Here is a 26,448-nt window from a genome sequence, read left to right on the forward strand (position 1 = left end):
GTGGTTTTCCACCTGAGTCTTCCACGTCCTGGGCATGGCGCGATCAGGACGTCCTACCCATCGGACCGTGGGGCCACATGCTGCGAGATCCACGCGTGCATCGCGATGGCCGCCGCGGCGCCCGCGTTGATGGACCGCGTCGATCCGAACTGGGCGATGTGCAGCACGTCCACCGCTGCGGCCTGCGCCTCCGGTGACAGCCCGGCGCTCTCCTGCCCGAACAGGAGCACGCACTCGCGGGGCAGCGGGTACCCCTCGAGCGGCACGGAGCCGGGCAGGTTGTCGACGCCGATCACCGGCAGCGGCCCGCCGCCGGTGCCGGCGGTCCGCGCCCAGGCGAGCAGGTCGGCGACGTCGGGATGGTGGCGCAGGTGCTGGTACCGGTCGGTGACCATCGCGCCCCGGCGGTTCCAGCGGCGCCGCCCGACGATGTGCACCTCGGCGGCGGCGAACGCGTTGGCGGTGCGCACCACCGAGCCGATGTTCATGTCATGCGCCCAGTTCTCGATGGCCACATGGAACGGGTGCCGCCGGGTGTCGAGGTCGGCGGCGATCGCCTCGACCGTCCAGTAGCGGTACCTGTCCACGACGTTGCGGCGGTCGCCCTGCTCGAGCAGCTCGGGGTCATACCGCTGCCGGCCGTCGGGGCCGTCGAGCGGCGGCCAGGCGGCGCGGCCCCCGGGCCAGGGGCCCGCGCCGACGCCCAGGTCGGCCTCCCGGTCGGCGCTGCCGGCGGTCACGCTGTCGTCGCTCACGCCCACATCCTCGCCGAGCCCGGCGAGGATGTGGGCGTGCGATCGCGCGAGGCGGTCAGCCGCGCCCGGGGTGTCCCGGCTTCGGGCTGGCTGGCGCCTTCGAGACGATGCGCCCGGCGCCCGCCTCCTTCTGGACGATCCGCTCCACACTGCGCACCGGGTCCTTGTCGGCGGCGTGGACCGGCTCCCACCCGGCGGGCCCGGCGAACGGGGCGCCGCCGGCGGCGAGGAAGGCGTCGAGCGCGCTGGCCGGTCGGCCGTTGACGAGCGTGCCCTTCTCGGTGAGCTGCGTGGCGCCCCAGTTGGTCAGCACTGACGACAGCTCCACGCCGCGTCCGAGCCGCAGCACGTTGTCCTCGAGGTAGAGCTGGGACTGGGTGCCCGGGCCCCACTGGTACTGGTACAGGTCGTCGCCCGTGACCACGTACAGGTTGTCGTAGACGTGCACCTGGCCGTAGCGCACCCGCGGGGCCCGCTGCCCGATGCCCTCCCAGAGGTTGTGGTGGATCGTCACCTTGAGGGTGCCCACGTCCGCCGGGCGGTTGTTCGACGAGCCGATGAGCATCGTCTTGTCGTGGCCGGTGAACCGGTTGTAGGCGACGGTCACGTAGTTCGAGCTGTGCGTGATGTCCAGCAGCCCGTCATGCACCTCATAGGGGCGCCCGTAGACCGTCGGCAGGCTCGACGCCGGGTGGTCGCCATCGTCGAACGTGGAGTTGGCCACCCACACGTTGGTCGAGGTCCACACCGAGACGTTGTCGTAGGCCGAGTTCCAGTTGCCCTCGTCGGTGTCGCCCGGGTCCCACTGCGGGAAGCAGTCATACGCGTCGCTGAAGGTCAGGTTCCGCAGGATCACGTTGGCGGAGTCGCGGATGCGCATGTTCGCGCCCACGATGCGCGCGTCCTTGCCGAGCCCGACGATCGTCACGTGGGAGCCCACGTGCTGCTGCGTCTGCTTGGCCTGCACGGCGGCGGCGGCCACGCGCGCGTCCTCGAGCGGGCCCGAGGGGTCCGTCCGACCCCAGACCGCCGGGTCGTAGGCCGCGATGTAGGCGTCCATGCTGAACGGCGCCGCGGGGTCGCCACCCACTCCGATCTGCCCGGCGAAGTCGTCGCAGGTGAGGCGGGCGCCGTCGGCCCCCGCGAACGCGTCGATCGTGCCCTTGACGTAGATGACCCGCGGGGTCGTGTCACCGCGTGCCGCAGACCCACCGAGCGCGGCGCGGAGCTCATCCCAGGTGCGGACGGTGAAGACGTGCGCGTCGTCCGCCACGGCGCCACCGGTGGTGCCGCCGTTGGCCGCCGCCCAGCCGTCGTCGTCGGGGAGGACCTCGCGGCCGAGGTCGCGGGCGCCCTTGCCGGGGCCGCCGTGGCCGCCCGATCCGTGCCCGGACCCTGTGGGCTGGCGGGGGCCGGCTATGGCGGGTGGCAGGGCCACCGTGCCGAGGAGCAGCGCCGCCGCCGTGCAGGTGGCGAGCATGCGTGCGTGGGTGCGTGCCATGCCAGGTCTCCGTTCGGTGTGCCCGACGCGCGACTGGCGACTTCCACCGGAGCAGCCCGCGGCGTCGGTGGCGCGGCCTGCGGGTGACACGGTGGCGCCTTTGTCGGGAAAGCGCAATCCATCCGTTTTCCGGCGGTTGTCCGCACGCGAGGTCTTCACCTCGTCTTCAGCCTGCGTTCCCACACGGCACGTAGGCTGGCCGGGTGTCCACCATGAGCGCCCTCGCGGCAGCCCTGCCCGCACTCGGATCCGTCCCAGCACTCGGGCCAGACTTCCTCAACGCGGAACACCTGATCGAGTCCTTCGGCACGTATGCGCTGATCGGCGTGGCCATCGTGGTGTTCATCGAGACAGGGCTGCTGTTCCCGCTGCTGCCGGGTGACTCTCTGCTGTTCACGGCGGGCATGCTCGTCGCGCAGGACCAGATGAACGTGCCGCTGTGGGCGCTCTGCCTGCTGCTGTTCGTCGCCGCGTTCGCCGGCGATCAGGTCGGCTTCCTCATCGGGCGCAAGGCCGGGCCCAAGATCTTCAACAAGCCCGACTCCCGCTTCTTCAAGCAGCAGTACATCGACCAGACCTACGCCTACTTCGACAAGTACGGCGGCCGGACCATCATCGTGGCCCGCTTCGTGCCCTTCGTGCGCACCTACGCCCCCGTCGCCGCGGGCGTCGGCAACATGACCTACCGGCACTTCGTCGCCTACAACGTCATCGGGGCGTTCATCTGGGGCGTCGGCGTCACGGTCCTCGGCTACCTGCTCGGGAACGTCACGTTCATCAAGGACAACATCGAGCTGATCCTCGTCGGCATCGTCGGCATCTCGGTGATCCCCGTCTTCGTCGAGCTGCTGCGCGCCCGGAGCAAGAAGCGCGACCCCCGGTATGACGAGCCGCAGGAGCGCGACGCCACGGCCCGGGACGCGTTCGGCCCCACCGAGTGACCCGCGGCAGAGACGAGACCGGCATGACCACACGACAGATCCACAGCTGGCTCACCGACATGGACGGCGTGCTCGTCCACGAGGGCACTGCCCTCCCCGGCGCCGCCGAGTTCGTCCGGGCGCTGCGCGATGCGGACCGCCCGTTCCTCATCCTCACGAACAACTCGATCTACACCGCGCGCGACCTGCGCGCCCGCCTCGCCGCCACCGGCATCGACGTGCCCGAGGGCGCCATCTGGACCTCGGCCCTCGCCACCGCCCAGTTCCTCGCCGACCAGGTGCCCGACGGCAGCGCCTACGCCATCGGCGAGGCCGGCCTGACGACCGCGCTGTACGAGATCGGCTACACGCTCACCGAGAGCGACCCGGACTACGTGGTGCTCGGCGAGACCCGCACCTACTCGTTCGAGGCCATCACCCGCGCCATCCGCCTCATCAAGGGCGGCGCCCGGTTCATCGCCACCAACCCGGACGTCACCGGCCCGAGCCCCGAGGGCGACCTGCCCGCCACAGGCGCCGTCGCCGCGATGATCACCGCCGCCACCGGACGGCAGCCTTACTTCGTCGGAAAACCCAACCCCATGATGTTCCGTTCCGCGCTCAACCGGATCGACGCGCACTCCGAGACCACCGCGATGATCGGGGACCGGATGGACACCGACGTCGTGGCCGGCATCGAGGCCGGGCTGCAGACGTTCCTGGTGCTCACCGGCTCCACCAGCGCCGCCGACGTGGAGAAGTTCCCGTTCCGGCCCAGCCACGTCGTCGACTCGATCGCGAACCTGGTCGACCTGGTCTGACGCACGAAGGGCGCCGACCACGACGGTCGGCGCCCTTCGTCATGCCGTGAGGCCTACCGCTGCGTGTCGCCGAAGCCGACCTGCGGGACGGCGCGGACCGCCGGGTCGTCCGTCTCGAAGTACTCGGCGCGCGTGAAGTGGAACATGTTCGCGATGACGTTCGACGGGAACGACTCGACCTTCGTGTTCAGCGTCCGCACGTTCGCGTTGTAGAACCGGCGCCCGGCCGCGATGCGGTCCTCCGTGGAGGTCAGCTCGAGCTGGAGCTGCTGGAAGTTCTCGCTGGCGCGCAGCACCGGGTAGGCCTCCGCGACGGCGAACAGCCGGCCCAGGGCCTGGGTCAGGACGTTCTCCTGGGCGGCCTGGGCTCCCGGCGTGGCGCCTGCGGCCGACGCCGCCGAGCGCGCCTGGGCGACCTCGTCGAACACGCCCCGCTCATGCGCGGCATAGCCCTTCACGGACTCGACGAGGTTCGGGATCAGGTCATGGCGACGGTGCAGCTCGACGTCGATCTGCCGCCACGACTCCTGCACCAGGTTCCGCAGCCGGATGAAGCCGTTGTACTGGGCGATCGCCCAGACGAGCACGATCACGACCAGCACGGCGAGGACGACGAGTGCGACCTCCATGGGGGACCTCCAGAGTCGGGGTGGAACAGGATGGTAGCGGTCGGCCGCAACGCGGCCCTTGACCATTCCCACAGGTCAATGTGCAGGTCAGCGGGGCGTCGGGCGGCCCATGTCCTCCCAGACGTGCTGCGGGACTGCGCCGGAGACCGCCCGCAGCAGCGTGAGTGCGGCGTCAATCCGCGCGGGGTCCGTGCGGCCGGACATCCAGGTGAGCACTGTCGCCCCCTCGACCCGAAGGCTCGTCCCCTGGGCGTCCGGCAGCAGCAGGCGGGCCATCAGGCGCGGGTGCACCACGTCGTGCGCGAACTTCAGGTTCCGCGCCCGCACGCGCCAGGCCCGGTTGAAGTCCTCGGACTCGAACTGGATGTCCTGCCCGCCGAAGGCCCTGAGCACCCGCGTGCCGAGCCACTCAGGTGTGAGCTCGAGGGTCGGCAGCGCAGTCGGCAGGCCCAGCGCCACCACGTGCCGGGTGTGCGTCGTCTTCTCCTTGCCCGAGCCGACGGTCCAGCGGTAGGTGAAGGACACGACCCCGTGGCCGTCCACGGCGCCGCGCAGCACCTCGGTGGCCCGCCGGCTGTGGCCCTCGCCGAACGGCTCGCCACTCCACGTCGACACGAGCGACTGGTCCTGGCGCTGGTACGCCCAGCCGCGCGCCGCGGCCCACTGGGCCAGTCGCTCATGCCGCTTCTCGTCGAGCCACCACGCCAGCGCCACGCCCCCGACCACCAGCCACCCGATGACCACCGGGGCCAGCAGCGTGCCGTCCGCGGCCAGCGCGCTCCACGCGATCGAGCCGGCCACGAGCACGCCGAGCACCGCGGCCACGATGCCCGGGCGGCGGCGCATGGGTCAGGCCAGGCCGAGGTCGGCCAGGCTGAACAGGTAGTGGTAGGGGACGCCCAGCGCCTCGATCTTCTCGGCGGCGCCCGTCGCGCGGTCCACGACCACCGCGACGCCCATCACCTCGGCGCCGGCCTCGCGCGCGGCCTCGACGGCGGCGATCGGCGAGCCGCCCGTGGTGGACGTGTCCTCCAGGACGACGACGCGCCGCCCGGCGATGTCCGGGCCCTCGATCCGGCGCTGCATGCCGTGCGCCTTCGCCTCCTTGCGGACCACGAAGGCGTCGAGGTCCTGGCCGCGCGAGGCCGCGGCGTGCAGCAGCGAGGTGGCCACGGGATCGGCGCCGAGCGTCAGGCCGCCCACCGCGTCGACCTCCGCGGTGCCCAGCCCGACCTCCTCGAGCCGGTCCAGCAGCAGGTGGCCGATCAGCGGCGCGGCGCGGTGGTGCAGCGTGACGCGCCGCAGGTCCACGTAGTAGTCGGCCTCGCGCCCCGAGGACAGCGTGACCTTCCCCCGGACCACCGCGAGCTCCGTGATCAGGGCGAGGAGCTGCTCGCGGGGAGTGAGGGACATCGACGAGGCGTCAGGCGCGTTGTTCACGGTGCACAGGCTACCGATCGTCGCCCGACGGCGAGGAGCCCGCGGACGTCCAGGCCTCCCGCTCCGGCGTCGCCCGCCGGTAGGACCCGAACGCCCGGATGGCCGAGCGCGGCAGCAGGCGGGCCACCCCCGCCGCCAGCCGGTAGCGCAGGCTCGGCGTCGAGATGACCACCCCGCGCCGCACATCGGCGAGCGCGGCCGCGACCACGTCATCCGCGTTCAGCCACGCGATCTCGGGCAGCACGTTCTTGTCGATGCCCGCGCGGTCGTGGAACTCGGTGTGCACGAAGCCCGGGCATAGCACCGTGGCCGTCACCCCCGTGCCCCGCAGCTCCACGGCCAGCCCCTCGGTGAACGTCCGCACCCAGGCCTTATGCGCCGAGTAGGTGCCCGACGCGAGCAGCGCCGCCACCGACGCCACGTTGAGGATCGCCCCACGACCCCGCTCGACCATCGCCTCCGCTGCCGCGTGGGACAGCACCATGACCGAGCGCACCATCAGGTCGAAGGCCTTCTCCTCACGCTCGAAGTCCCCGCCGACGAACGGCTGGTGCAGCCCGATGCCGGCGTTGTTCACCAGCAGGCCCACCGGGCGGGACTCGTCGCGCAGTCGCGCGGCGACCCGCTCCAAGTCGGCCCGGTCGGTCAGGTCGGCGGTGAGGACCTCGGCGTGGATGCCCGCTGCCGCGCGCAGCTGCGAGGCGAGGCGTTCGAGGCGCTCGGTGTCGCGTGCGACGAGCACCACGTCATGCTTGGCCGTCGCCAGCTGCCAGGCGAACTCGAGCCCGAGTCCGGCGCTCGCGCCGGTGATGAGTGCGGTTCCCATGACGCCACCCTACGGAGCCGCCGGGCATGTTGTCCCCGAACCTCGCACGGCGGATCTGCGTCACATCCGGCGATCGCGGGGGCGGCCCCGTGGGCGACGGCGGCTAGCCTGGCCGTCATGCGCCTCGCCACCTGGAACATCAACTCGATCCGTGCCCGCACCGACCGGGCCTTGGCCTTCCTGGAGCGCACCGGCACCGACGTGCTGGCGTTGCAGGAGACGAAGTGCAAGGACGAGCAGTTCCCCCGCGAGGTCTTCGAGGCTGCGGGCTACGAGGTCGCCACGCTCGGCTTCAGCCAGTGGAACGGCGTCGCGATCATCTCGCGCGTGGGCCTGGAGGACGTCGAGACGACGTTCCCCGGACAGCCCGGGTTCGGCGTGGAGCCGGTCACCGAGGCGCGGGCGCTCGGCGCCACCTGCGGCGGGGTGAAGGTGTGGAGCCTGTACATCCCCAACGGCCGCGAGATCGACGACCCGCACTACGCGTACAAGCTCGAGTGGCTCAAGCACCTGCGGGACCAGGCCGAGTCGTGGATCAGCCCCGGGACGGGCAACCCGGACGCGCAGATCGCCCTGGTGGGCGACTGGAACATCGCCCCGCTCGACGAGGACGTGTGGGACATCGAGAAGTTCGCCGGGCGCACCCACGTCACCCCCGCCGAGCGCGCGGCCTTCACCGCGTTCGCCGACGCCGGGTACACCGAGGTCTCCCGTGAGCACATCCCCGCGCGCACCTTCACGTACTGGGACTACCAGCAGCTCCGGTTCCCCCGCAACGAGGGCATGCGCATCGACTTCACCTACGCCTCGCCGGCCCTCGCCGCACGGGTCACGGGCGCGACGATCGAGCGGAACGAGCGCAAGGGCAAGGCGCCCTCCGACCACGTCCCGGTGATCCTGGACCTGGCGGACTGAGCCCGCACCGCCACCCGGGGGACATCACGTCCGCGTCTGTGGAAGCGCGCCCGCCGCGCTCTCCCGCTCCGATACGTTCCTGCCCATGAGCACGCCGCCGACCTGGTCCGCCCCTGATCAGGACCGTCCCGACCCGTTCGCGGCTCCCGCGCCGTCCGCAGCCGCCGCACCCGCTGCGCCATCGGCGGCGGCGGGCGAGCAGCCCTCGCCCTACGGGCCCCCGGCTCCCACCGAGCAGCCCTCGCCCTACGGCCCCCCGGCGGGAGCGCCCGCCGCCTCGGCGCCGTACCCGGCGGCGCCCGCCTACAGCGCCCCCTCGCCGTACGGCGCCGCGTCCCCCTACGACGCCGCGTCTCCTTACGGCGCGGCTTCCCCCTCCGGCGCCGCTGCCCCACAAGGGATGGCGTCGCCCTATGGCGGGGCGCCGACGCCGCCGTATTACGGCGGTCCTCCGATGCCCGGCCAGCCGCAGGGCCCCGGTGGCTACTACCCACCTCCGGGCGCCTGGGGTCCGCCGCAGCCACCCATGGATGGGCTGGCGATCGCGTCGATCGTCACCAGCGGCGTCGGCGTGGTCGCCGGCGGGATCACCGGACCGGTCGGCGTCGGGCTCGGCATCGCCGCCCTGGTGAGGATCCGCCGCTCGGGCGCCCGTGGCCGCGGGCTGGCGATCGGGGGCATCGTGGTCGGCGGCGTCATGACCTTGCTGCTGGGGGCCTTCGTCGCGCTGATGGTCTACGCCGCCTCGCAGTCTCCGGGCAGCAGCGTGGAGTGGGACTCCACCTGGGACGAGGAGAGCCTCGGCTCGGACTCGTGGTCCTGGGAGGACGACGCCACCAGCACGGACACCCCGGTGTACGAGCTGGCCGGGCCCTTCGCGGCCGGGCAGTGCCTCGCCGCGTGGCCGGAGCTGTACGACATGAGCGACGCCCTCGTGGTCGACTGCGCCGAGCCGCACATCGCGGAGGTGGTCGACTCCTTCGAGCTCACGGCCGCCCCGTGGGGCATGGGCGCGGACCCCGCCATCGATCTGGCATGGGAGGACTGCTGGGGTGAGCTCGACGCGTTCGGGGCGCCGGCAACCGACGCCTTCGCCTCGATGGACGTGTACTACCCGCATCCGTCGTACTGGGCGGAGGGCGACACGACCGGGTACTGCGTGGCCATCGCCTACGGGACGGTGACCGGCTCGGTGGTGGGCCAGACTCTCGCCGTCGATGACGGGATGCTGAGCTGACCGCGGCCGAGGAGCCCCTGCAGCCCGAGCCGTACTACGCGCCGGGCTGGCAGCCGCCGCGTGCTCCGCTCGACAGCTGGTCGGTGGCCTCGGTCGTCGCGGGGGCGCTGATGACCGGCCCTGTCGCCGTCGTCCTCGGCGTCGTCGGGCTGCGCCGCACCCGGGCACGCGGCAGCCGTGGCACGCAGCTCGCGATCGCCGGCATCGCGCTCGGGGTGGCGGGGACGCTCGCGATCGCCGCCGTCGTCATCGGCGTGCAGCTCCCCGCGGCGGCCCCCCGCGCCCTGCCGCTCGACGTCGACGCCCCGCGCGAGGCGCATGCGGCCCAGCTCGTCACCGGGCACTGCGTGGACCCGCTGCCCTCGGGCGGCGACGTGGACGAGGTGACGGTGGCGCCCTGCGCTCAGCCGCATGCGGCGCAAGTCGTCACCGAGTACCGGTTCGACCAGGCGGCGGTGTGGCCCGGGCAGCAGGCGGCCGATCGGCGCGTCTCGGCGGCGTGCACGCTGACGCCCGACGAGATCGCCGCCGGGGTGACGGCGGTGACGTGGGCGCCCACCGAGCAGTCCTGGAAGCGTGGCGACCGCACCGGCCTGTGCCTGGCCACCGTCGACGGTGGCGGCCTGACCGGCTCATTCCTCGACGGCACCGTCGTCCTGCCCTGAACGCTGGCACGAACGATGGCGCCGCGCCCCGAGCCCTGGCGCCGAGTCAGCGCAGGTCAGCGCACGACGGTGGTGGCCAGCCGGTCGGCGGTGACGTCGCGGCCCACCCGCAGCGTGAACGCCCCCGGCTCGGCCGCCCATGATCCGCTCGGCACATCCCAGTGCTGGAAGGCCCGCGCGGCCACCCGCACCTCGGCGGTGACGTGCTCCCCGGGGTCCGCGGTGACGACAGCCCAGCCCGCGAGCCACCGCACGGGCCGCTCGACTGCTGACTCGTCCCGCTCGAGGTAGGCCTGCACCACCTCCCGCCCGCGGCGCAGGCCCGTGTTCGTCACGGTCACGCGCGCCACCACGTCAGGGCCGGCCACGTCATGGCCGGCCACGTCATGGCCGGCCACGATGTGGACGGCGTCATAGGACCAACTCGTGTAGCCGAGCCCGTGACCGAACGGGTAGGCGGGTGTGGCGCTGGAGCGCAGCCACGCCCGGTAGCCGATGTGGATGCCCTCGGCGTAGCGCAGCACCCCGCCCCGCGGAGTCACATCCCGCACCGGCACGTCCTGCTCGGCCGCGGGCCACGTGGTCGGCAGCCGGCCGCCGGGCTCCTGATGGCCGGCGAGCACCTCGGCGACGGCGTTGCCGTACTCCTGCCCCCCGAACCAGGTGAGCAGCACCGCGCCGACCTCGTCGCGCCACGGCATGAGCACCGGCGACCCGGAGTTCACCACCACCACGGTGCGGGGCTGTGCGGCCGCCACCGCGCGCACCAGGTCGTCCTGGGCGCCGGGCAGTCGCAGGTCGCGGCGGTCGAAGCCCTCGGACTCGACGTCCTCGTTGGTGCCGACCACCACCACCGCGACATCGGCCTCGCGGGCCAGGGCGGCGGCCTCGGCGATGAGGTCCGCGGGGGAGTCGACCACTGGGCGCCATCCGGCGGTGAAGCCGAGGGCGCCTGTCGTCACGGGGCCTTCGGGGGTGACCGCGAGCCCGGCTAGCGGGTGCCGCCAGCGCAGCCGGTACGTCCGGCTGGCCTCCACGTCCACCCGCGTCGTCGCCGAGGGCGGGGACATCAGCGCCGCGGCGAGGTCCGTCGACTCGGAGGCGAGGGCAGCGTCCAGCACCTGCTCCCCGTCGACTTCCAGGGTCGTGTCGCCCACGACGGCGAACCCGACCTCGATCGGCCCCGATCCCGTGGGGGTGAAGTCGGTGACGACCTCGAAGACGTCGGCCTCCGGGGCGTCGCCAAGCCACATCAGCGCGCTGCTGCGCCGCACCTCGTCGAGCACCGCGGCGCCGTCGGCGGCCAGGAACCGGGTGCGCACGCCGGGCTCGCCGGTCTCGGGGTCGCGCACGGTGGCGAGGTCGAACGGGAGCACCCCCTCGTGCACGAGCGCCCCGGTGGCGTGCGCGACCTCCACGTCGGGGAGCGCGGCGCGCAGCCCGTCCACAGGTGTGACGACACGGGTCGGGACGACCGTCGCGGAGCCGCCGCCCTGAGTGCGGGGCAGGACGGCGGCCTGCCCCAACACGGCGATCCGGCGCGGGCCGGGCGCGTCGGGCGGCCGCAGGGGCAGCACGCCGTCGTTGCGGACCAGCACCGCGCCGCGCACCTCCACCTCCCGGGCCAGCAGCACGGCGTCCGGGTCCACCTCGGGCCGCACGTCCAGCGCGGGGCCGGCTGTCGGGTGCGGGCCGTGGGGGAGCTCGACGGCGCCCACGCGGGCGGCGAGCAGCAGCAGCCGTCGCACCTTGTCGTCGACGACCTCGACGGGGATCTCCTCCGCCTCCACCGCGGCGACCAGCGCGTCACCCCAGGGCCCGTCGGGGCCCGGCATCACCAGGTCCTGCGCCGCCCGCGCCGAGTCGAGCGAGCGCACGGCCATCCAGTCGGAGACGACCACGCCGTCGAACCCCCACGCGGCCTTCAACGGGGAGCGCAGCAGGTCGTTCTCGCTCATGGTGACGCCGTCGACCCCGTTGTAGGCGCTCATCAGCGACCACGCGCCGGCGCCGGTGGCGACCCGCTCGAAGGGCTGCAGGTACACCTCGTGCAGCGCCTTGGCGGAGACGTCCACCGAGGCGGTGAACCGGTCGGTCTCGAAGTCGTTGGCCACGTAGTGCTTGGGGCATGCGGCGACGCCGTTGTCCTGCAATCCGCGCACCACGGCGTCCGCGATCACTGCGGTGAGCAGTGGGTCCTCGGAGAACGCCTCGAAGTGGCGGCCGCCGAGCGGGCTGCGGTGCAGGTTGATGGTGGGGCCGAGCACCACGTCGACGCCCTTGCGGCGGGCCTCGTGGGCCATAGCGGCGCCGTACCGGTAGGCGAGGCCCGGGTCCCAGGTGGCGGCCAGCGCGGTGCCGCTGGGCAGGTTGAGCGACGGGTCGCGCTCATCCCAGACGGCGCCGCGCACCCCGGCGGGCCCATCGGACATCACGAGAGCGCGCAACCCGATCGCCGGCTCCGCGTGCAGGGACCAGAAGTCGGCGCCGGTGAGCAGGCGGACCTTCTGGGCCAGGGTGAGGCGCGCGAGGAGCCGGTCGAGGTCCGCGTCGTCCAGGGTGGTGGCCATCGTCGACCTCGCTCGTCAGGGAACGTCCGGCTTCATGCCTACCACGGCTCGCCGATCACGGCGCTGCCGCGGCGGCCGGGGTGCGGGCCGGGCTCTTATACCCCTCTGACGCCGCCGACGACCTTCCGCGCTGCTTCTTGCTTCGTCCGCTCTGCCTGGGGCGCGGCGGCCGGGGTGCGGGCCGGGCGGGGCGAGGCGGGGGCGGGACGAGCGCGGGGTCGCTAGAAGTCGCCCTTGAGCTGCCGCGAGAGGTGCTGGCGCAGCGTTCCGGCCATGTCGACGCCCTCCCGGTCGAGCAGCCACTGCACCTGTAGCCCGTCCATCAGGGCGATGAAGCTGCGGGCGGCGTGCTCGGGGTCCACGTCGGAGTTGAGCTGCCCGGCGTCGCGAGCCTCCTCGAACGCGTCGATGCACAGGCGCACGGCCCGCTCGTAGCGGTCGGTGAAGAACTCATGCGCCGGGTGGTCGGGTGACGTCGCCTCGGCCGCGAGCACGCAGGACAGCTCGACGATGCCGGGCCGGGTGGCGTTGTAGTCGGCGAGGTCGAGCATGTGCCGCAGCACCTCGGCGCCGCTCGAGGCGGTGAGGTCGAACTGCGCGGAGTCGGTCTCGTCACGTCGCTCCAGCACCGCCAGCAGGAGCGACTCCTTGCTGGTGAAGTGGTGCAGGAGGCCCGGATGCGAGATGCCCGCGCGGGCTGCGATCTCGCGGAGCGAGGCCGCCCGGTAGCCGACGTCCCCGAAGAGCGCCATCGCCTCGTCGAGGATCTGCTGGCGCCGCGCCCGCCCCTTGGCATAGCCACGCTCGATCTGGCTGGTCACTGCGCCCCCTCGTTGCCCCCCGGCCGTTGGCAGATCGAGAGTACGCCCCCTTTCGCGCGTGTTTGAGCCCCTCCGTCACTCATACGAGTGACGGAGGCCGGATGAAAACGTGTTCACTCCCCGGGGAAGACGACGCCCAACTGGCGACGGACCTCGTCGGCGGTCTCGAGCACCCGCACCGTCTCCTCAAGCGGCAGCCATGGCGACTCCGTGCGTCCCTCCCCGACGTACCGGGCGAGTGCCGCCGTCTGGTAGCAGAGGCCGTCGTGCCCGCGCAGCGGGTCCTCGTCCCACACCACCCGATCGTCGCCCACGCGCAGGGTCACGCTCGACGGCGCGAAGAAGTCCTCGCCCAGCTCGAGCCGCCCGCGTGAGCCCGTCACCGTGGCCGTGCGGCCCGTCGCCGCGAGCATCGACGTGAAGACCTGCGCCTGGCCGCCGCCCGCGTGGTCGAGCAGCACCGTCGCCTGGGCGTCCACCCCCGTGGACGCGAGCACCCCCGCGGCGTGCACGGCCACCGGGGCGCCCCAGCCCGCATGCGCGGCGACGAAGGACGCGAAGGACAGCGGGTAGACGCCCAGGTCCAGCAGCACCCCGCCCGCGAGCGCCGGGTCCAGCAGGCGGTGACCGGCCGGCGGGTCGGTGCGCACGCCATAGTCGCCGGTCACCAGGCGCACGTCGCCGAGCGCGCCATCGTCCAGGAGCTGGCGCACCACATCCGTCTGCGGCAGGTACCGGCTCCACATCGCCTCCATGCACAACACCCCGGCGGCGCGGGCGGCGTCGACCACCTCGCGGGCCTCGGCGGCGTTGCGGGTGAACGCCTTCTCCACCAGCACGTGCTTGCCCGCGGCGATGGCCGCCAGCGCCTGCTCGCGGTGGTGGCTGTGCGGGCTCGCGACGTACACGACGTCGACGTCCGGGTCCTCGACCAGGCGCTCGTACCCCGAGTGGGCGCGGTCCACGCCGTGCCGCCGCGCGAACTCGGCGCCCCGCTCGGCCGAGCGGGAGCCGACGGCGACGACCCGCTGGCCGGTGTGCGCGTGCATCGCCGAGGTGAGCTGCCCCGCGATCCACCCGGGCGCGATGATCCCCCAGCGCAGCGGCGGCGCGTCATGCGGGTCGGCGTGCCGGGGGGCGGGCAGGACGGTCGTCGTCGTCATGGCGGAACTCTGGCAGACCGGCCCCGGGCGCGCGGCAGATGCGCGCCCGGCGGGGCCGGATCGCGGGTCAGGCGGCGCCGCGTGCGGTGAGCGTCAGCCCACGGTCCTCGGCCGAGGGGCGGTCGACGAGGATCGTGTCGCCGTCGTGGGCCTGCCCGGACAGCAGCAGCCGCGCGAGCTGGTCGCCGATCTCCTTCTGCACGAGCCGGCGCAGCGGCCGGGCGCCGTAGGCCGGGTCGAAGCCCTCGATGGCCAGCCACTCCTTCGCGGCGGGGGTCACGTCGAGCACCAGGCGCCGGTCGGACAGCCGCTTGGCGAGGTTCGCGACCTGCAGGTCCACGATCTGCCCGATGTCCTCCAGGCTCAGCGTGTGGAACAGCACCACGTCGTCGAGGCGGTTGAGGAACTCCGGCTTGAACGCGGAGCGCACCGCCGTCATCACGGCCTCCTCCTTGGCCGCCTCGTCGAGGGTCTGATCGGCGAGGAACTGCGAGCCCAGGTTCGAGGTGAGGATGAGGATGACGTTGCGGAAGTCGACGGTGCGGCCCTGGCCGTCAGTCAGCCGGCCGTCGTCGAGCACCTGCAGCAGGATGTCGAAGATCTCCGGGTTGGCCTTCTCCACCTCGTCGAGCAGCACCACGGAGTAGGGCCGGCGCCGGATCGCCTCGGTGAGCTGGCCGCCCTCCTCGTAGCCGACGTAGCCGGGGGGCGCCCCGACGAGCCGGGCCACCGAGTGCTTCTCGGAGTACTCCGACATGTCGATGCGCACCATCGCGCGCTCGTCGTCGAACAGGAAGTCCGCGAGCGCCTTGGCAAGCTCGGTCTTGCCGACGCCGGTGGGGCCCAGGAACAGGAAGGAGCCGGTGGGCCGGTCGGGGTCGGAGACGCCGGCACGGGCACGGCGCACCGCGTCGGACACGGCGGCGACGGCCTGCTTCTGCCCGATGATCCGGCCGCCCAGCACGTCCTCCATCCGCATGAGCTTGGCGCTCTCGCCCTCGAGCAGCCGCCCGGCGGGGATGCCCGTCCACGCGGAGACGACCTCGGCGACCTCGTCCGGCCCCACCTTCTCGGCGATCATCGGCGCGGGCGCGGGGCCAGCCGCGTCCTCTTCGCCGACCTCCTGCTCGTGGCGCTCGGCCTCCTCGATCTCCTTCTGCACGGCCGGGATCTCGCCGTAGAGGATGCGGCCCGCCGCGGCGAGGTCGCCCTCGCGCTCGGCCCGCTCGGCGGCGCCGCGCAGCTCGTCGAGCCGCGCCTTGAGGTCGCCGACCATGTTGTGGCCGGCCTTCTCCTTCTCCCACCGCGCGGTGAGCCCGGCGAGCTCCTCGCGGCGGTCGGCGAGGTCCGCGCGGATCTTCTCCAGTCGCTCGCGGGACGCGTCGTCGTCGGCGTTCTCGAGGGCGAGCTCCTCCATGGTGAGCCGGTCCACCGCGCGCCGGAGCACGTCGATCTCGACGGGCGAGGAGTCGAGCTCCATCCGCAGGCGGCTGGCCGCCTCGTCGACCAGGTCGATGGCCTTGTCGGGGAGCTGGCGCCCGGGGATGTACCGGTCGGAGAGCGTGGCGGCGGCCACCAGCGCGGCGTCGGAGATCGTGACCTTGTGGTGCGCCTCGTAGCGCTCCTTGAGCCCGCGCAGGATCGCGATGGCGTCCTCGACGCTCGGCTCCCCGACGAAGACCTGCTGGAAGCGGCGCTCCAGCGCGGGGTCCTTCTCGATGTGCTCGCGGTACTCGTCGAGCGTCGTGGCCCCGACCATGCGCAGCTCGCCGCGCGCGAGCATCGGCTTGAGCATGTTCCCGGCGTCCATCGAGCCCTCGGAGGCCCCGGCGCCGACGACGGTGTGCAGTTCGTCGATGAAGGTGATGACCTCGCCGTCGGAGTTCTTGATCTCCTCCAGCACAGCCTTGAGCCGCTCCTCGAACTCGCCGCGGTACTTGGCGCCCGCGACCATGGCCCCGAGGTCCAGCGCGATGAGCCGCTTGCCGCGCAGCGACTCGGGCACGTCCCCCGCGACGATGCGCTGGGCGAGGCCCTCGACCACTGCCGTCTTGCCGACGCCGGGCTCCCCGATCAGCACGGGGTTGTTCTTGGTGCGCCGGGACAGCACCTGCACCACGCGGCGGATCTCGGAGTCGCGGCCGATCACCGGGTCGAGCTTGCCGTCGCGCGCGGCCTCCGTCAGGTCGTTGCCGTACTGCTCCAGCGCCTTGAACGTGCCCTCCGGGTTGGGGCTTGTGACCCGCCCGGTGCCGCGCACGGTGGGCAGGGTGGCGACGAGCGCCTCCCGTGAGGCCCCCTGGGACCGGAGGGCGTCTGCGATGCCACTCTGGCCTGCGGCGATGCCGATCAGCAGATGCTCGGTGGAGACGTACTCGTCGCCCAGGGAGCGCGCCTCCGCCTGCGCGGCCTCGAGGGCGGCGGCGGTGGCGCGGGACGCGGTGGGCTGGGCCACGGCAGTGCCGGTGGCGGCTGGCAGCCCGACCAGGATGGCGCGCACGGAGCGGCCGAGTGCCGTGCGGTCCGCGCCCACGGCGTCGAGCAGTGCGTTCGCGACACCCCCCTCCTGGGTGAGCAGCGCGTTGAGCACGTGGGCGGGCTCGAGCTGCGGGTTGCCTGCGGCGGACGCCTGCTGGATGGCGTCGCCCAGCGCCTCCTGCGCCTTGGTGGTGAACTTCGCGTCCATCGTTCCTCCGGTGCCACAAGAGCTGGTGCGGTCGGCCTGCGGGGCTTCCCCGCGGGTCTTTCAACTGGAGTTGAGCCTACTCGGCTCAACACTGCAGGGCTGGGCGAGGTCCGGTTTACCCCTTCCGCACGAGTCGTCCGGGCGCCAGGGTGTCCCCCATGCCTCGACGCACCACTGCCGTCGCGCTCGTGGCCCTCGTGACACTCGGCCTGGCCGGGTGCGTGCGGGTCGACCTCGCGACCACGCTGCACCCCGACGACACGCAGAGCGGGTCGCTGACCTTCGCCGTCTCGGAGGGCTTCGCCGAGCGCTCCGGCGTCGCCGCCGAGGACCTGGTGGAGTCGCTCCAGCTCCCCGCACTGTCAGGCGACCTGCCGGGCGCGACGGTGGAGTCGTTCACCGAGGACGGGTACGCGGGCAAACGCGTCACCGTCGAGAACGCGCCACTGGACACGTTCGGCAGCGATGGCTCCTCGGTGGAGATCACCCGCGACGGCGACTCCTTCGTCGTCTCGGGCGCGATCGACGTCTCCGAGGAGATGATCGGGGCGTCCACCGGCCAGGCCGACGCCGCCGACCTCGACGACCTGGACGTCCGGGTGTCCATCACGTTCCCGGGGGCCGTCGTCGACCACAACGGCGAGCTCGACGGGCGCACCGTCACATGGCACGCCGTGCGCGGCGACCGCCTGACCCTGTCCGCGCAGGGCTCGGCCATCGAGGGCGCCGCCGCGCCCGCGTCCACCCCGCAGTGGATCTGGCTGGCCGGCGGGGTCGTGGTCCTCGCGGTGCTCGGCGCCATCGTCGCGGCCCGCGCGCGCCGACCTGGCGCGCGCGACGTCACGGTCGCGGACTGACACCGGCTCGCCCGGGCCATCCCCCGCGACACCCCTCGATCCGGCTGCCCTGCCGCCACCTGGCGCCACCCCCCGAGCTCAGCGGACTCACTGTCCAGCCTCAGCCCGGGCCGGGCGGACCGCAATGCCAGCGCCTGGCAGGGGTCCGACCTCGCCCCGCAAGACGGCGCGTCGGCCCCGTGGCACGATCACGCCATGTCCGACCGCGCCGCGCCCGATCACGCCGTGCCCGATCACACCGTGCCCGACGACGCGCTCGCCGCTGACGGGACCTCGCCCGTGCCGGACGTGCTCGGCGACGGCTGGACCGCGCAGACGCTGCGGCTTCGGCCCGAGGCCGGCGGCACGCCCGTCGCGACGCTGGTGCACCGCGTCCCGGACCCGGGCGCCCCGCCGTCGCGGCGCGCGGTGCTGTACGTGCATGGCTTCGTCGACTACTTCTTCCAGCGCCATGTCGGGGACGCGTTCGCCGCGCACGGTGACGACTTCTACGCCTTGGACCTGCGTGGCTACGGCCGCTCGCTGCTCCCGTGGCAGGAGCCGAACTACGTGACCGACCTGTCGATGTACTGCGAGGAGCTGGACGCGGCGGCGCGGGTGCTGCTCGCCAGCCACGACGAGATCGTGCTGATGGGCCATTCCACGGGCGGGCTGATCGCGGCACTCTGGGCCGATGCCCGGCGCGACGCAGGCGTGGTCGACGCCGTGGTGCTGAACAGCCCCTGGCTGGACCTGCGGGGGTCGTGGCTCGAGCGCGTCGTGGCGACGCCGCTGATCGACGTGGTCGGCCAGTTCGCGCCGCGGCTGAAGGTGGGCAGGCTGGGCGGCCACTACGGCCCCGCGCTGCATGTGGGCACGGGGGGCGAGTGGGACTACAACCTCGCATGGAAGCCGCATGCGGGGTTCCCGGTGCGCGCGGGGTGGCTGCGGACGGTGCGGCGGGGGCATGCGAGGGTCGCGCGCGGGCTGGGGATCGCCTGCCCGGTGCTGGTGCTCGCCTCGGACGCGTCGGGCCCGGACGACCGGTGGCATGACGCGCTGCTGTCGACCGACTCGGTGCTGGACGTCGCCCAGATCGCGGCGCGATCGGTCGGCCTGGGGCCCGACGTGGCCTTCGTCGAGGTGCCGGGCGGCACCCACGACCTCGCGCTGTCGGCGGAGCCGGCGCGCACCCGGTACCTCCGCGAGGCGCTCGACTGGCTGGACGCCCGCCTGCCCCGCTGAGCCCTGGGGCAATCCCTCCAGCACATCAATTGCATTGGCGCAAATTGTTCTGGTGCTATTCATGGACATGCGTTCAGGACGCCTGTCCTGGACGTTCGTCCGTCAATGAGAATGTTCTCATGTGCGGCGCCTGAGTCGCGCGCCAAGATATTGCAATAGCGGACATCCGGCCCAGATTGACCCCCAGAAATGACCCGGAAACGCCCCTCCCCCATGAGCGGAGGTTGCATTCTTCGGGCTTGAGCGGCCAGTGTGTGGATCACGCCGAACCGGACCAACCGGTAGGCATCGCCACAGCCGCACCCACCGGTCAGGCGCTCCGGGAGACCACCCCGAGCGCCAGTCGAGCATGCCCGACGACCACGTCGGTGCGCCTGGTCCGACGATCCCCGTCCACCCGCCTCGCCATCGACGCCGAGCGCGCTCCCCGCCAGAACGACGACGTCACTCGAGGTCAGCGCGATGTTCATCTTCCTGCTCCAGGTCCGCCACATGCTCGACGACAACAGCGAGCTCTACCTCTTCGCCGTCTTCTCGGGCCTGGTGTGGCTGCTGTGGCTCCTCAAGGTGGTGCTCTCGCGCCGCTACCGGCCCTTCACCGCCGAGCACCTCGCGCGCACCAGCGTCATCGTGCCCGTCGTGGACGAGCCGCTCGACCTCTTCCGAGAAGTCCTGGGCCGCGTGACCGAGCAATCACCCGACGAGGTGATCGTCGTCATCAATGGCGCGCCCAACCCCGGCCTGGTGGCTGTTTGTGAGGAGTTCGCGCCGCTCGTCCAATGGGTGCACACACCCATACCCGGAAAGCGGAACGCGGTGAAGATCGGCACCGAGATGTCGCGGCACGAGATCACCGTGCTGCTCGACTCCGACACCATCTGGACCGAGGGGACGCTGCCCGAGCTCGTCAAGCCGTTCGCCGACTCCAGCATCGGCGGCGTCACCACCCGGCAGCGGATCCTGGAGCCGACCCGGTCCTGGATCACCCGCTGGGCGGACTGGCTCGAGAACTCCCGGTCGCTGTACTCCATGCCCGCGCAGTCCGTGCTGGGCCAGGTCGGCTGCCTGCCCGGCCGCACCATCGCGTTCCGCCGGGAGATCCTCATCCGGGCCATGGACGACTTCATGAACCAGAAGTTCATGGGCGTCTTCCTCGAGGTCTCCGACGACCGCACCCTGACGAACCTCACGCTGAAGCAGGGCTACCGCACCGTCTACCAGCACACGAGCCTCGTCTACACGGATGCCCCGCTGGAGATCAAGAAGCTGTTCAAGCAGCAGCTCCGCTGGGCCCGCGGCAGCCAGTACAACACCCTGCGCATGCTGCCCTGGATGCTGGGCCACGCCCCCGTGCTGGCGGTCTTCTTCCTCGCCGACATCCTGCTGCCGTTCCTGCTCATCGGCACGCTGCTCGGCTGGGCCTACCGCGCGATCAGCGGCACCGGGGTCAACCTCTACCAGGCGATCCTCGAGACGTATGGCGCCCGCAGCGGCTGGCTGTGGGTCGTGGCGCTGATGCTCGTGTCCACGGTGCTGTCGATGGCGGTGCGGCAGATCCGGCACCTGCAGGAGGTGCCGTCCGACTTCTTCCGGCTGCCGATGTTCATCATCGTCTCCACGTTCTTCCTGATGCCGGTGCGCCTGCTCGGGTTCCTGCGGATGGCCCACGCGAGCGGCTGGGGCACCCGTGCCGGCGCCTACGCCGGTGGGGACCCCGCCCCTGCGCCCGACGCCCCCCGTCCCGATCGGCCGGAGCCGCTGGTGCCCGACCAGCGCCCGGCGCATGACGACGACCTGATGGCCGAGCTCGCCCAGCTCGAGCTCAGCGGGGCCGACGGCATGCACAGCCCCACCCGGGTCGCCGTCCGCGAGCGCCGGGTCACCCGCACCACCGTCCAGCACCCGCCGGCCGCGGCGCCGGTGCAGGTGCTCCCCGGCGCCGACCGCGCCCGCCGTCGGCGCAATCCGAAGGCCGCCATCCCCTACGCGATCGCCGCGATCGTGCTCAGCCTGGAGGCACTGCTCTATGTCTGACCGTCCCCTCCCCCCTCCCGCCTCGGGCCGCGCCTGGTGGGCGCCGCGCGGCGGGCGCATGACCCGCCGGGCCGCGCTCTCCACCGTCGCCCTCGTGGGCTCGCTGGCCCTCGTCACCGGGCTCGTCTGGAGCACCCCCGCCGTGGAGTCGCTGCGCGGCGTCGCCGAGGCCGCCGAGCCGCGCTCCGCGGAGGAGCTGCGACTCGCCCGCGAGAACGCCGCGATGCGCGACGAGCTGCAGAGCAGTCGCGCCCAGGCCGGATCGCTGCGCGAGGCGCTCGACAAGGAGCAGTCCGCCCGCGTGAAGGGCGAGGAGGAGCGTGCCGCCGCGCAGGCTGCCGAGGAGGCCGCCGCAGGCTCGACCACCACGAAGAAGTCCACGAGCTCGACCGGGCGCACCACGGCCCGCACCGGCTCGTCCGGCTCCGCGAACCCCTCGAACCCGACTCAGCCCGCCGGCCCGGCGGCGCCCGTCGACACCAAGCCGACGGCGCCGTCCAAGGGCGAGCTGCTCGACCCCGCGCAGCGCTACTTCGGGATGTACACCGCGCAGGCGCCGTTCAGCTGGTCGACGCTCGACGACGCGGCGGCCAAGGTGGCCCGCACCCCAAGCCTGGTCGGCTGGTTCAGCGGCTGGGACAAGCCGTTCCGCTCCGACGCGGTGGTCCGGTCCTGGGAGCGCGGGATGCTGCCGATGCTCACCTGGGAGTCACGGCCCAGCACGTCGGGCAATGACGTCATCGTCGAGCCCGACCACACGCTGCCGATCATCATCGGGGACCCCGAGGCCGGGGTGCCGGGCCGCTACGACGACTACCTGCGCCAGTACGCCCGGGACGTCGCGGCCCTCGGGCTGCCGATGGCCATCCGCCTGGACCACGAGATGAACGGCGTCTGGTACCCGTGGTCCGAGCGGACCGGCTCCGGCGACTCGATCAACAGCAACCGCCCCGGCGACTACATCGCGATGTGGCGCCACGTGCACGACATCTTCGAGGCCGAGGGCGCGAACGAGCACGTCATCTGGGTGTGGTCCCCGAACATCGTGAACAACCTGCCGGCCGCGCTGCAGAGCCAGCAGAACCTCGCGAGCCTCTACCCCGGCGACGCCTACGTCGACTGGGTGGGCGTCTCGGGTTACTACCGCCCGCCGTACAAGGTCGACAACAACCACACCTTCCAGTACACGTACGACCGGACGCTCCGCCAGGTCCGGGCGCTGACGGACAGGCCGATCCTGCTCTCCGAGGTCGGCGCGTCGGAGATCGGCGGCCAGAAGCCCACGTGGGTGCGCTCGTTCTTCCAGGGCTTCGCCCGGCCGGAGAACGCGGACATCATCGGGTTCGCCTGGTTCAACATGGCCGTCTCGACGTACTCCGACGGCCAGCTCATCACCAACGACTGGCGGGTCGACTCACGCCGCAACTCCCTGGCGGAGTTCGTCACCGGGCTCAACAACCCGGCCAACGGGTTCGGCGGCACGCCGCTGGGCGCCCCGGCGCCCGACGAGGGCACGGATCCCGAGGACTCGCTCACTCCCGACGTCGCGCCACTCAGCGTCGGCCCGGTGGCAGAGCCCACCCCCTCGCCGTTCGCCACTCCCACCCCCACCGCCGCCGCCACGCCGACGGTCAGCCCCACCCCGTCCCCCACCACCCCTGCCCCCCCCCGGCCGCCGTGACTTCCCGCACCGAGGAGCCCTCATGAGTGACCACCACGACCTGACCCTGCTGGACGGCTCCGACGAGGAGCACGGCGACGCCGTCGACCGGGCCAGCGCCTGGGAGCAGGCCGACGGCCTGGCGCTGGCGGACCGCGACCCGAAGGACATCCGCATCGCCGTCTTCGGCACCGGGTACCTGGGGGCCACGCACGCCGTGGCGATGGCCGAGCTCGGCTTCGAGGTGATCGGCGCCGACACCGACAAGCACAAGGTCGACGCGCTGGCCGCCGGCAAGGTGCCGTTCTTCGAGCCTGGGCTCGACGAGCTGCTCGAGAAGCACCTGCTGACCGACCGCCTGCGGTTCACCACCGACCTCGCGGAGGCGGCGGCCTGGGCCGACGTCCACTTCGTCTGCGTGGGCACGCCCCAGCAGAAGACCAGCCACGCGGCCGATCTGCGGTTCGTCGAGGCGGCCACCCGCGGGATCGCCGAGAACGTGACGAAGGACGCGCTGATCGTCGGCAAGTCCACAGTGCCCGTGGGCACCGCCGAGCGCCTGCGCGGCATGATCGCGGCGCGCATCCCGGCCGGCGTGCACGTCGAGCTGGTGTGGAACCCGGAGTTCCTGCGCGAGGGCAAGGCCGTGGGCGACACGCTGCACCCCGACCGGATCGTCATCGGCGGCGCGTCGGCCCCCGCGGAGGCGCTGCTGCGCCAGGTGTACGCGACGCCGATCGCCGAGGGCACGCCCGTGGTGACCACCGACCTGCCCACCGCAGAGCTCGTCAAGGTCAGCGCCAACGCGTTCCTCGCCACGAAGATCTCGTTCATCAACGCGATCTCCGCGGTGTGCGAGGCCGCCGGGGCCGACGTGACGGTGCTCGCGGACGCCCTGGGCCACGACGTGCGCATCGGGCGCCAGTTCCTCGACGCGGGCCTCGGCTTCGGGGGCGGATGCCTGCCCAAGGACATCCGCGCGCTCATGCACCGGTCCACCGAGCTCGGCGCGCACCGCGCCGCGTCGCTGCTGCAGCAGGTCGACGAGATCAACATGGGCCAGCGCGAGCGGGTCCTGGACCTGGCCATCGACGCCTGCGGCGGCTCCGTGCTGAACCGGCGGATCGGCGTGCTCGGCGCGGCCTTCAAGCCGCTCACCGACGATGTGCGGGACTCCCCGGCGCTGAACGTGGCGGCCGCCCTGCACCTGCGCGGCGCCCACGTGACCGTGTTCGACCCCGAGGCGGGCGACACGGCGCGGGCGAGCTTCCCGACGCTGAGCTACGCCACGTCGATCGACGAGGCCGTGGAGGGCACCGACGTGGTGCTCGTGCTGACGGAGTGGGACCAGTTCCTGGTGGCCGACGCCGCGCACCTGGCCCAGCTCACCATCTCCCCGCGGGTCATCGACGCGCGCGGCAAGCTCGACGCGCGCACGTGGCGTGACGCCGGATGGGACTTCCGAGGCCTGGGGCGCGCTGCCGCCTGAGACCTCCTGCGGGCGGGGCGAATCCCCTGACGCCCCGCAGGGCAGACCCCGGGAACCTGACTCCCGGGGTCTGCCCATGCCCGGGACCGGCGCGCCGCAGCGGCAGGCCGGGACCAGTGGTGGAGTCCCCGGCGCCGGTGTGTGATGGCACGGTGGCCCGGCGTCTGACGGGCCCGTCTCACCAGGGGGGTCTGGGATGAGCACCAGAGAGGCGCGCTGGCCCGAGGGCGTCCCGGCGTGGGTGGACCTGCGGGTCCCCGACCGGCAGGCGGCGCGGCGGTTCTACGGGAAGCTGTTCGGCTGGGATTTCGAGGAGGCTGGGCGCGGCGCCGCGTATTACACGACGTGCCTGCGCGGGGGTCGGCGGGCGGCGGCCTTCAGCACGCTCCCGCCGGGTTCGGCGCCAGCACAGTGGACGACGTACCTGGCCACCGATGACATCGACGCGGCAGTCGAGAGGTGCGTGGCGCACGGTGGGCAGGTCGTCGAAGAGGTGGCGCACCTCGACGAGCGCGGCGTCGAGCGCGTCATGGCGATCCTGGCCGACCCGACGGGCGCCGTCTTCGGGCTGTGGCAGTCCGGCGGCCACACCGGCGCCGACGTGGTGAACGAGCCCGGCACCGTCGTGTGGAACGAGATCATGACCCGGGACGTCCCGGCCGCGCGCGAGTTCTACGGCCAGCTCTTCGACTACGTGTTCGGCGACATGAGCGGGCCGGGCTTCACCTACAACACGCTGGAGATCAGCGGGCACATCGCCGGCGGCATGGGCGGCATCCCCGCCGACACCGCGCAGGACGTCCCGACGTCCTGGACCACCTACTTCGCGGTGGCCGACACTGACGCCTCGGTCGACCTGGCCACGCGGCTCGGCGGCGAGGTCGCCAGCCCGGCGGCCGACAGCGCCTACGGGCGGATGGCGGTCATCCGGGGGCCGTTCGGGGAGACGTTCGCGCTGATGTCCACCGAGGAGGAGCCCACTCCCCCGCTCACCCGCTGACGACGCCGCGCCGGGCGCCCAGGCCGGGTCCGTAGGCTGGGCGACCGTGACCCTCCCGTCTGCCGCGTTCCGGCACAGCTCCGTCTCCGCCCACGAGCCGGTGCGCACGTTCCACCCGCGCCGCAGCCAGCTCGGCCCCGGCCGCGAGGACGCGCTGGCCAGGCTGTGGCCGCTGCTGGGCTTCTCGGTGCACGACTCCGAGCAGGGCCCGATGCCGAGCACGCCCGAGGGCCTGCTCGACGTGCCGGCGCTGTTCGGGCGGACGGCGCCGCTGGTGCTGGAGATCGGCTCCGGGATGGGCGAGACCACCGCCGAGATGGCCGCCGCCGACCCCGACCGCGACTACCTGGCCGTCGAGGCCCACCTGCCCGGGATCGCGCACCTGCTCGGGCTCGTGGAGACCCGTGGGCTGCGTAACGTGCGGGTCGCGCATGGCGACGCGCTCGACCTGGTGCGGCGCCGCCTGCCGGAGCAGAGCCTCGACGCCGTGCACGTGTTCTTCCCCGACCCGTGGCCCAAGGCCCGGCATCACAAGCGCCGGATCATCCAGTCCGATCACGTCGCGCTGCTGCGCTCGCGGCTCGTGCTGGGCGGGACCCTGCACTGCGCCACCGACTGGGTGGAGTACGCCGAGTCGATGCTCGAGGTCCTCGACGCCGATCCGGGCCTGGAGAACTCGTCGGGCGGCTTCGCGCCCCGTCCCGAGCACCGCCCGGTGACGAAGTTCGAGCGCCGGGGGCTGCGGCTCGGCCACGAGGTGCGCGACCTGGTGGTCCGCCGCGTGCGCTGAGCCCGGCAACTGCCGCGCCCAGCGCTGGAGGCGTCAGGCCTGCGGGCTGTCCTCGCCGGCGCGACGGGCGGCGTCGCGCTCCTTGAGGCGCCGCTCCTCGCGCTTCACCTCGGCCTGGACGGCACGCTCGCGCGACAGCCACTCCGGCGGGTTCTGGATGATCTCGTCGATCTCCTCAGTGGTGAGGGGATCGGTCAGGCCGTGCCGGCCGAGGGCGCTGATGGACACGCGCAAGCGGGCCGCCACGACGCCGCGCGGGTGCGGGCCGTTCTTGCGCAGGTCGACGAGCCACTGCGGGGGCGTGCGCTGCAGCTCCTGCAGCTCCTCGCGCGAGATGTCGTGCTCCTGGAACTCGGCGGGCGTCGCCGGCAGGTACACCTCGAGCTTCTGCGCCGCAGTCGAGGGCTTCATGGTCTGGGTCTTCCGGGGCGCGCTCACGCCACCA

At 72.8% G+C, this 26,448-nt stretch carries 23 protein-coding genes; 12 read left to right on the forward strand and 11 right to left on the reverse strand.

From position 1 onward, the window contains the following. Window positions 1-53: 53 nt before the first annotated feature. Both BN3788_RS13140 and BN3788_RS13145 read right to left on the reverse strand, forming a co-directional pair. Window positions 54-755, reverse strand: a complete 702-nt coding sequence (locus BN3788_RS13140; RefSeq protein ID WP_066586717.1) for a TrmH family RNA methyltransferase — start codon at window positions 753-755, stop codon at window positions 54-56. Between the two features lie 55 nt (window positions 756-810). Next, on the reverse strand, window positions 811-2,256 hold the full coding sequence (locus BN3788_RS13145) for a pectate lyase family protein (protein ID WP_066586718.1): 1,446 nt from the start codon (window positions 2,254-2,256) through the stop codon (window positions 811-813). 212 nt (window positions 2,257-2,468) lie between these two features. Here BN3788_RS13145 and BN3788_RS13150 point away from each other — a divergent pair, with 212 nt between their 5' ends. Next, window positions 2,469-3,197, forward strand: coding sequence for a DedA family protein (locus BN3788_RS13150; protein ID WP_066587267.1), 729 nt, complete (start codon window positions 2,469-2,471; stop codon window positions 3,195-3,197). Window positions 3,198-3,220: 23 nt separating this feature from the next. Beyond that, complete coding sequence (locus BN3788_RS13155; protein WP_066586720.1) at window positions 3,221-3,997, forward strand: HAD-IIA family hydrolase; 777 nt, start codon at window positions 3,221-3,223, stop codon at window positions 3,995-3,997. A 53-nt stretch (window positions 3,998-4,050) separates the two neighbouring features. Here BN3788_RS13155 and BN3788_RS13160 read toward each other — a convergent pair whose 3' ends face one another. From BN3788_RS13160 to BN3788_RS13175, 4 genes are all read right to left on the reverse strand, one after another. After that, the gene (locus BN3788_RS13160) at window positions 4,051-4,626 is read right to left on the reverse strand and encodes a LemA family protein (RefSeq protein ID WP_066586722.1); all 576 of its coding nucleotides are present in this window, start codon (window positions 4,624-4,626) and stop codon (window positions 4,051-4,053) included. A gap of 87 nt (window positions 4,627-4,713) precedes the next feature. Next, a complete protein-coding gene (locus BN3788_RS13165) occupies window positions 4,714-5,472 on the reverse strand; it encodes a type III secretion system chaperone family protein (RefSeq protein ID WP_066586725.1) in 759 nt (252 codons plus the stop codon). A gap of 3 nt (window positions 5,473-5,475) precedes the next feature. Then, on the reverse strand, window positions 5,476-6,039 hold the full coding sequence (pyrE, locus tag BN3788_RS13170; protein ID WP_066587270.1) for an orotate phosphoribosyltransferase: 564 nt from the start codon (window positions 6,037-6,039) through the stop codon (window positions 5,476-5,478). Between the two features lie 37 nt (window positions 6,040-6,076). Continuing rightward, the gene (locus BN3788_RS13175) at window positions 6,077-6,892 is read right to left on the reverse strand and encodes an SDR family NAD(P)-dependent oxidoreductase (protein WP_066586731.1); all 816 of its coding nucleotides are present in this window, start codon (window positions 6,890-6,892) and stop codon (window positions 6,077-6,079) included. 117 nt (window positions 6,893-7,009) lie between these two features. Between BN3788_RS13175 and BN3788_RS13180 the strand changes: the two genes are divergently transcribed. From BN3788_RS13180 to BN3788_RS13190, 3 genes are all read left to right on the forward strand, one after another. Next, entirely contained in the window at window positions 7,010-7,807 is a 798-nt protein-coding gene (locus BN3788_RS13180) for an exodeoxyribonuclease III (RefSeq protein WP_066586736.1), read from the forward strand. Between the two features lie 85 nt (window positions 7,808-7,892). Further along, window positions 7,893-9,044, forward strand: a complete 1,152-nt coding sequence (locus BN3788_RS18725; RefSeq protein WP_082812878.1) for a DUF4190 domain-containing protein — start codon at window positions 7,893-7,895, stop codon at window positions 9,042-9,044. Between the two features lie 83 nt (window positions 9,045-9,127). Next, a complete protein-coding gene (locus BN3788_RS13190; protein WP_066586741.1) occupies window positions 9,128-9,709 on the forward strand; it encodes a DUF4190 domain-containing protein in 582 nt (193 codons plus the stop codon). Between the two features lie 56 nt (window positions 9,710-9,765). Here the strand turns inward: BN3788_RS13190 and BN3788_RS13195 are convergent, their stop codons facing one another. The 4 genes from BN3788_RS13195 to clpB all read right to left on the reverse strand — a co-directional run bounded on the left by BN3788_RS13195 (window position 9,766) and on the right by clpB (window position 16,949). After that, window positions 9,766-12,279, reverse strand: a complete 2,514-nt coding sequence (locus BN3788_RS13195; RefSeq protein WP_066586744.1) for a beta-glucosidase family protein — start codon at window positions 12,277-12,279, stop codon at window positions 9,766-9,768. A gap of 221 nt (window positions 12,280-12,500) precedes the next feature. Continuing rightward, a complete protein-coding gene (locus tag BN3788_RS13200; RefSeq protein WP_066586747.1) occupies window positions 12,501-13,100 on the reverse strand; it encodes a TetR/AcrR family transcriptional regulator in 600 nt (199 codons plus the stop codon). 113 nt (window positions 13,101-13,213) lie between these two features. Further along, the gene (locus BN3788_RS13205; protein ID WP_066586750.1) at window positions 13,214-14,263 is read right to left on the reverse strand and encodes a Gfo/Idh/MocA family protein; all 1,050 of its coding nucleotides are present in this window, start codon (window positions 14,261-14,263) and stop codon (window positions 13,214-13,216) included. 67 nt (window positions 14,264-14,330) lie between these two features. Next, window positions 14,331-16,949 (reverse strand): ATP-dependent chaperone ClpB, encoded by a 2,619-nt coding sequence (gene clpB, locus BN3788_RS13210; RefSeq protein ID WP_066586752.1) that lies wholly within the window; start codon window positions 16,947-16,949, stop codon window positions 14,331-14,333. A 158-nt stretch (window positions 16,950-17,107) separates the two neighbouring features. Here clpB and BN3788_RS13215 point away from each other — a divergent pair, with 158 nt between their 5' ends. The 7 genes from BN3788_RS13215 (at window position 17,108) to trmB (ending at window position 26,003) form a co-directional block, all read left to right on the forward strand. Next, complete coding sequence (locus BN3788_RS13215) at window positions 17,108-17,806, forward strand: LppM family (lipo)protein (protein WP_066586756.1); 699 nt, start codon at window positions 17,108-17,110, stop codon at window positions 17,804-17,806. A gap of 195 nt (window positions 17,807-18,001) precedes the next feature. Beyond that, window positions 18,002-19,030: an alpha/beta hydrolase gene (locus tag BN3788_RS13220; RefSeq protein ID WP_082812879.1), complete on the forward strand. Its 1,029-nt coding sequence runs from the start codon at window positions 18,002-18,004 to the stop codon at window positions 19,028-19,030. A gap of 462 nt (window positions 19,031-19,492) precedes the next feature. Continuing rightward, window positions 19,493-21,064 carry a glycosyltransferase family 2 protein gene (locus BN3788_RS13225; protein ID WP_066586760.1) on the forward strand — a complete coding sequence of 524 codons (1,572 nt, stop codon included), beginning with the start codon at window positions 19,493-19,495 and terminating at the stop codon, window positions 21,062-21,064. After that, the gene (locus BN3788_RS13230) at window positions 21,057-22,745 is read left to right on the forward strand and encodes a glycoside hydrolase family 26 protein (protein WP_199824781.1); all 1,689 of its coding nucleotides are present in this window, start codon (window positions 21,057-21,059) and stop codon (window positions 22,743-22,745) included. The genes BN3788_RS13225 and BN3788_RS13230 overlap by 8 nt, the downstream gene beginning before the upstream one ends. 22 nt (window positions 22,746-22,767) lie before the next feature. Further along, on the forward strand, window positions 22,768-24,213 hold the full coding sequence (locus tag BN3788_RS13235; RefSeq protein WP_082812880.1) for a UDP-glucose dehydrogenase family protein: 1,446 nt from the start codon (window positions 22,768-22,770) through the stop codon (window positions 24,211-24,213). A 196-nt stretch (window positions 24,214-24,409) separates the two neighbouring features. Next, the gene (locus BN3788_RS13240) at window positions 24,410-25,213 is read left to right on the forward strand and encodes a VOC family protein (protein ID WP_066586762.1); all 804 of its coding nucleotides are present in this window, start codon (window positions 24,410-24,412) and stop codon (window positions 25,211-25,213) included. 46 nt (window positions 25,214-25,259) lie between these two features. Continuing rightward, a complete protein-coding gene (gene trmB, locus BN3788_RS13245) occupies window positions 25,260-26,003 on the forward strand; it encodes a tRNA (guanosine(46)-N7)-methyltransferase TrmB (protein WP_066586764.1) in 744 nt (247 codons plus the stop codon). A 33-nt stretch (window positions 26,004-26,036) separates the two neighbouring features. On the opposite strand, the gene BN3788_RS13250 is transcribed toward trmB, so the two are convergent. Next, window positions 26,037-26,414, reverse strand: coding sequence for a DUF5997 family protein (locus BN3788_RS13250; protein ID WP_199824792.1), 378 nt, complete (start codon window positions 26,412-26,414; stop codon window positions 26,037-26,039). Between the last annotated feature and the right edge of the window lie 34 nt (window positions 26,415-26,448).

Origin of the sequence: Cellulomonas timonensis, assembly GCF_900046455.1 — a bacterium.
GTDB classification, from domain to species: domain Bacteria; phylum Actinomycetota; class Actinomycetes; order Actinomycetales; family Cellulomonadaceae; genus Cellulomonas_A; species Cellulomonas_A timonensis.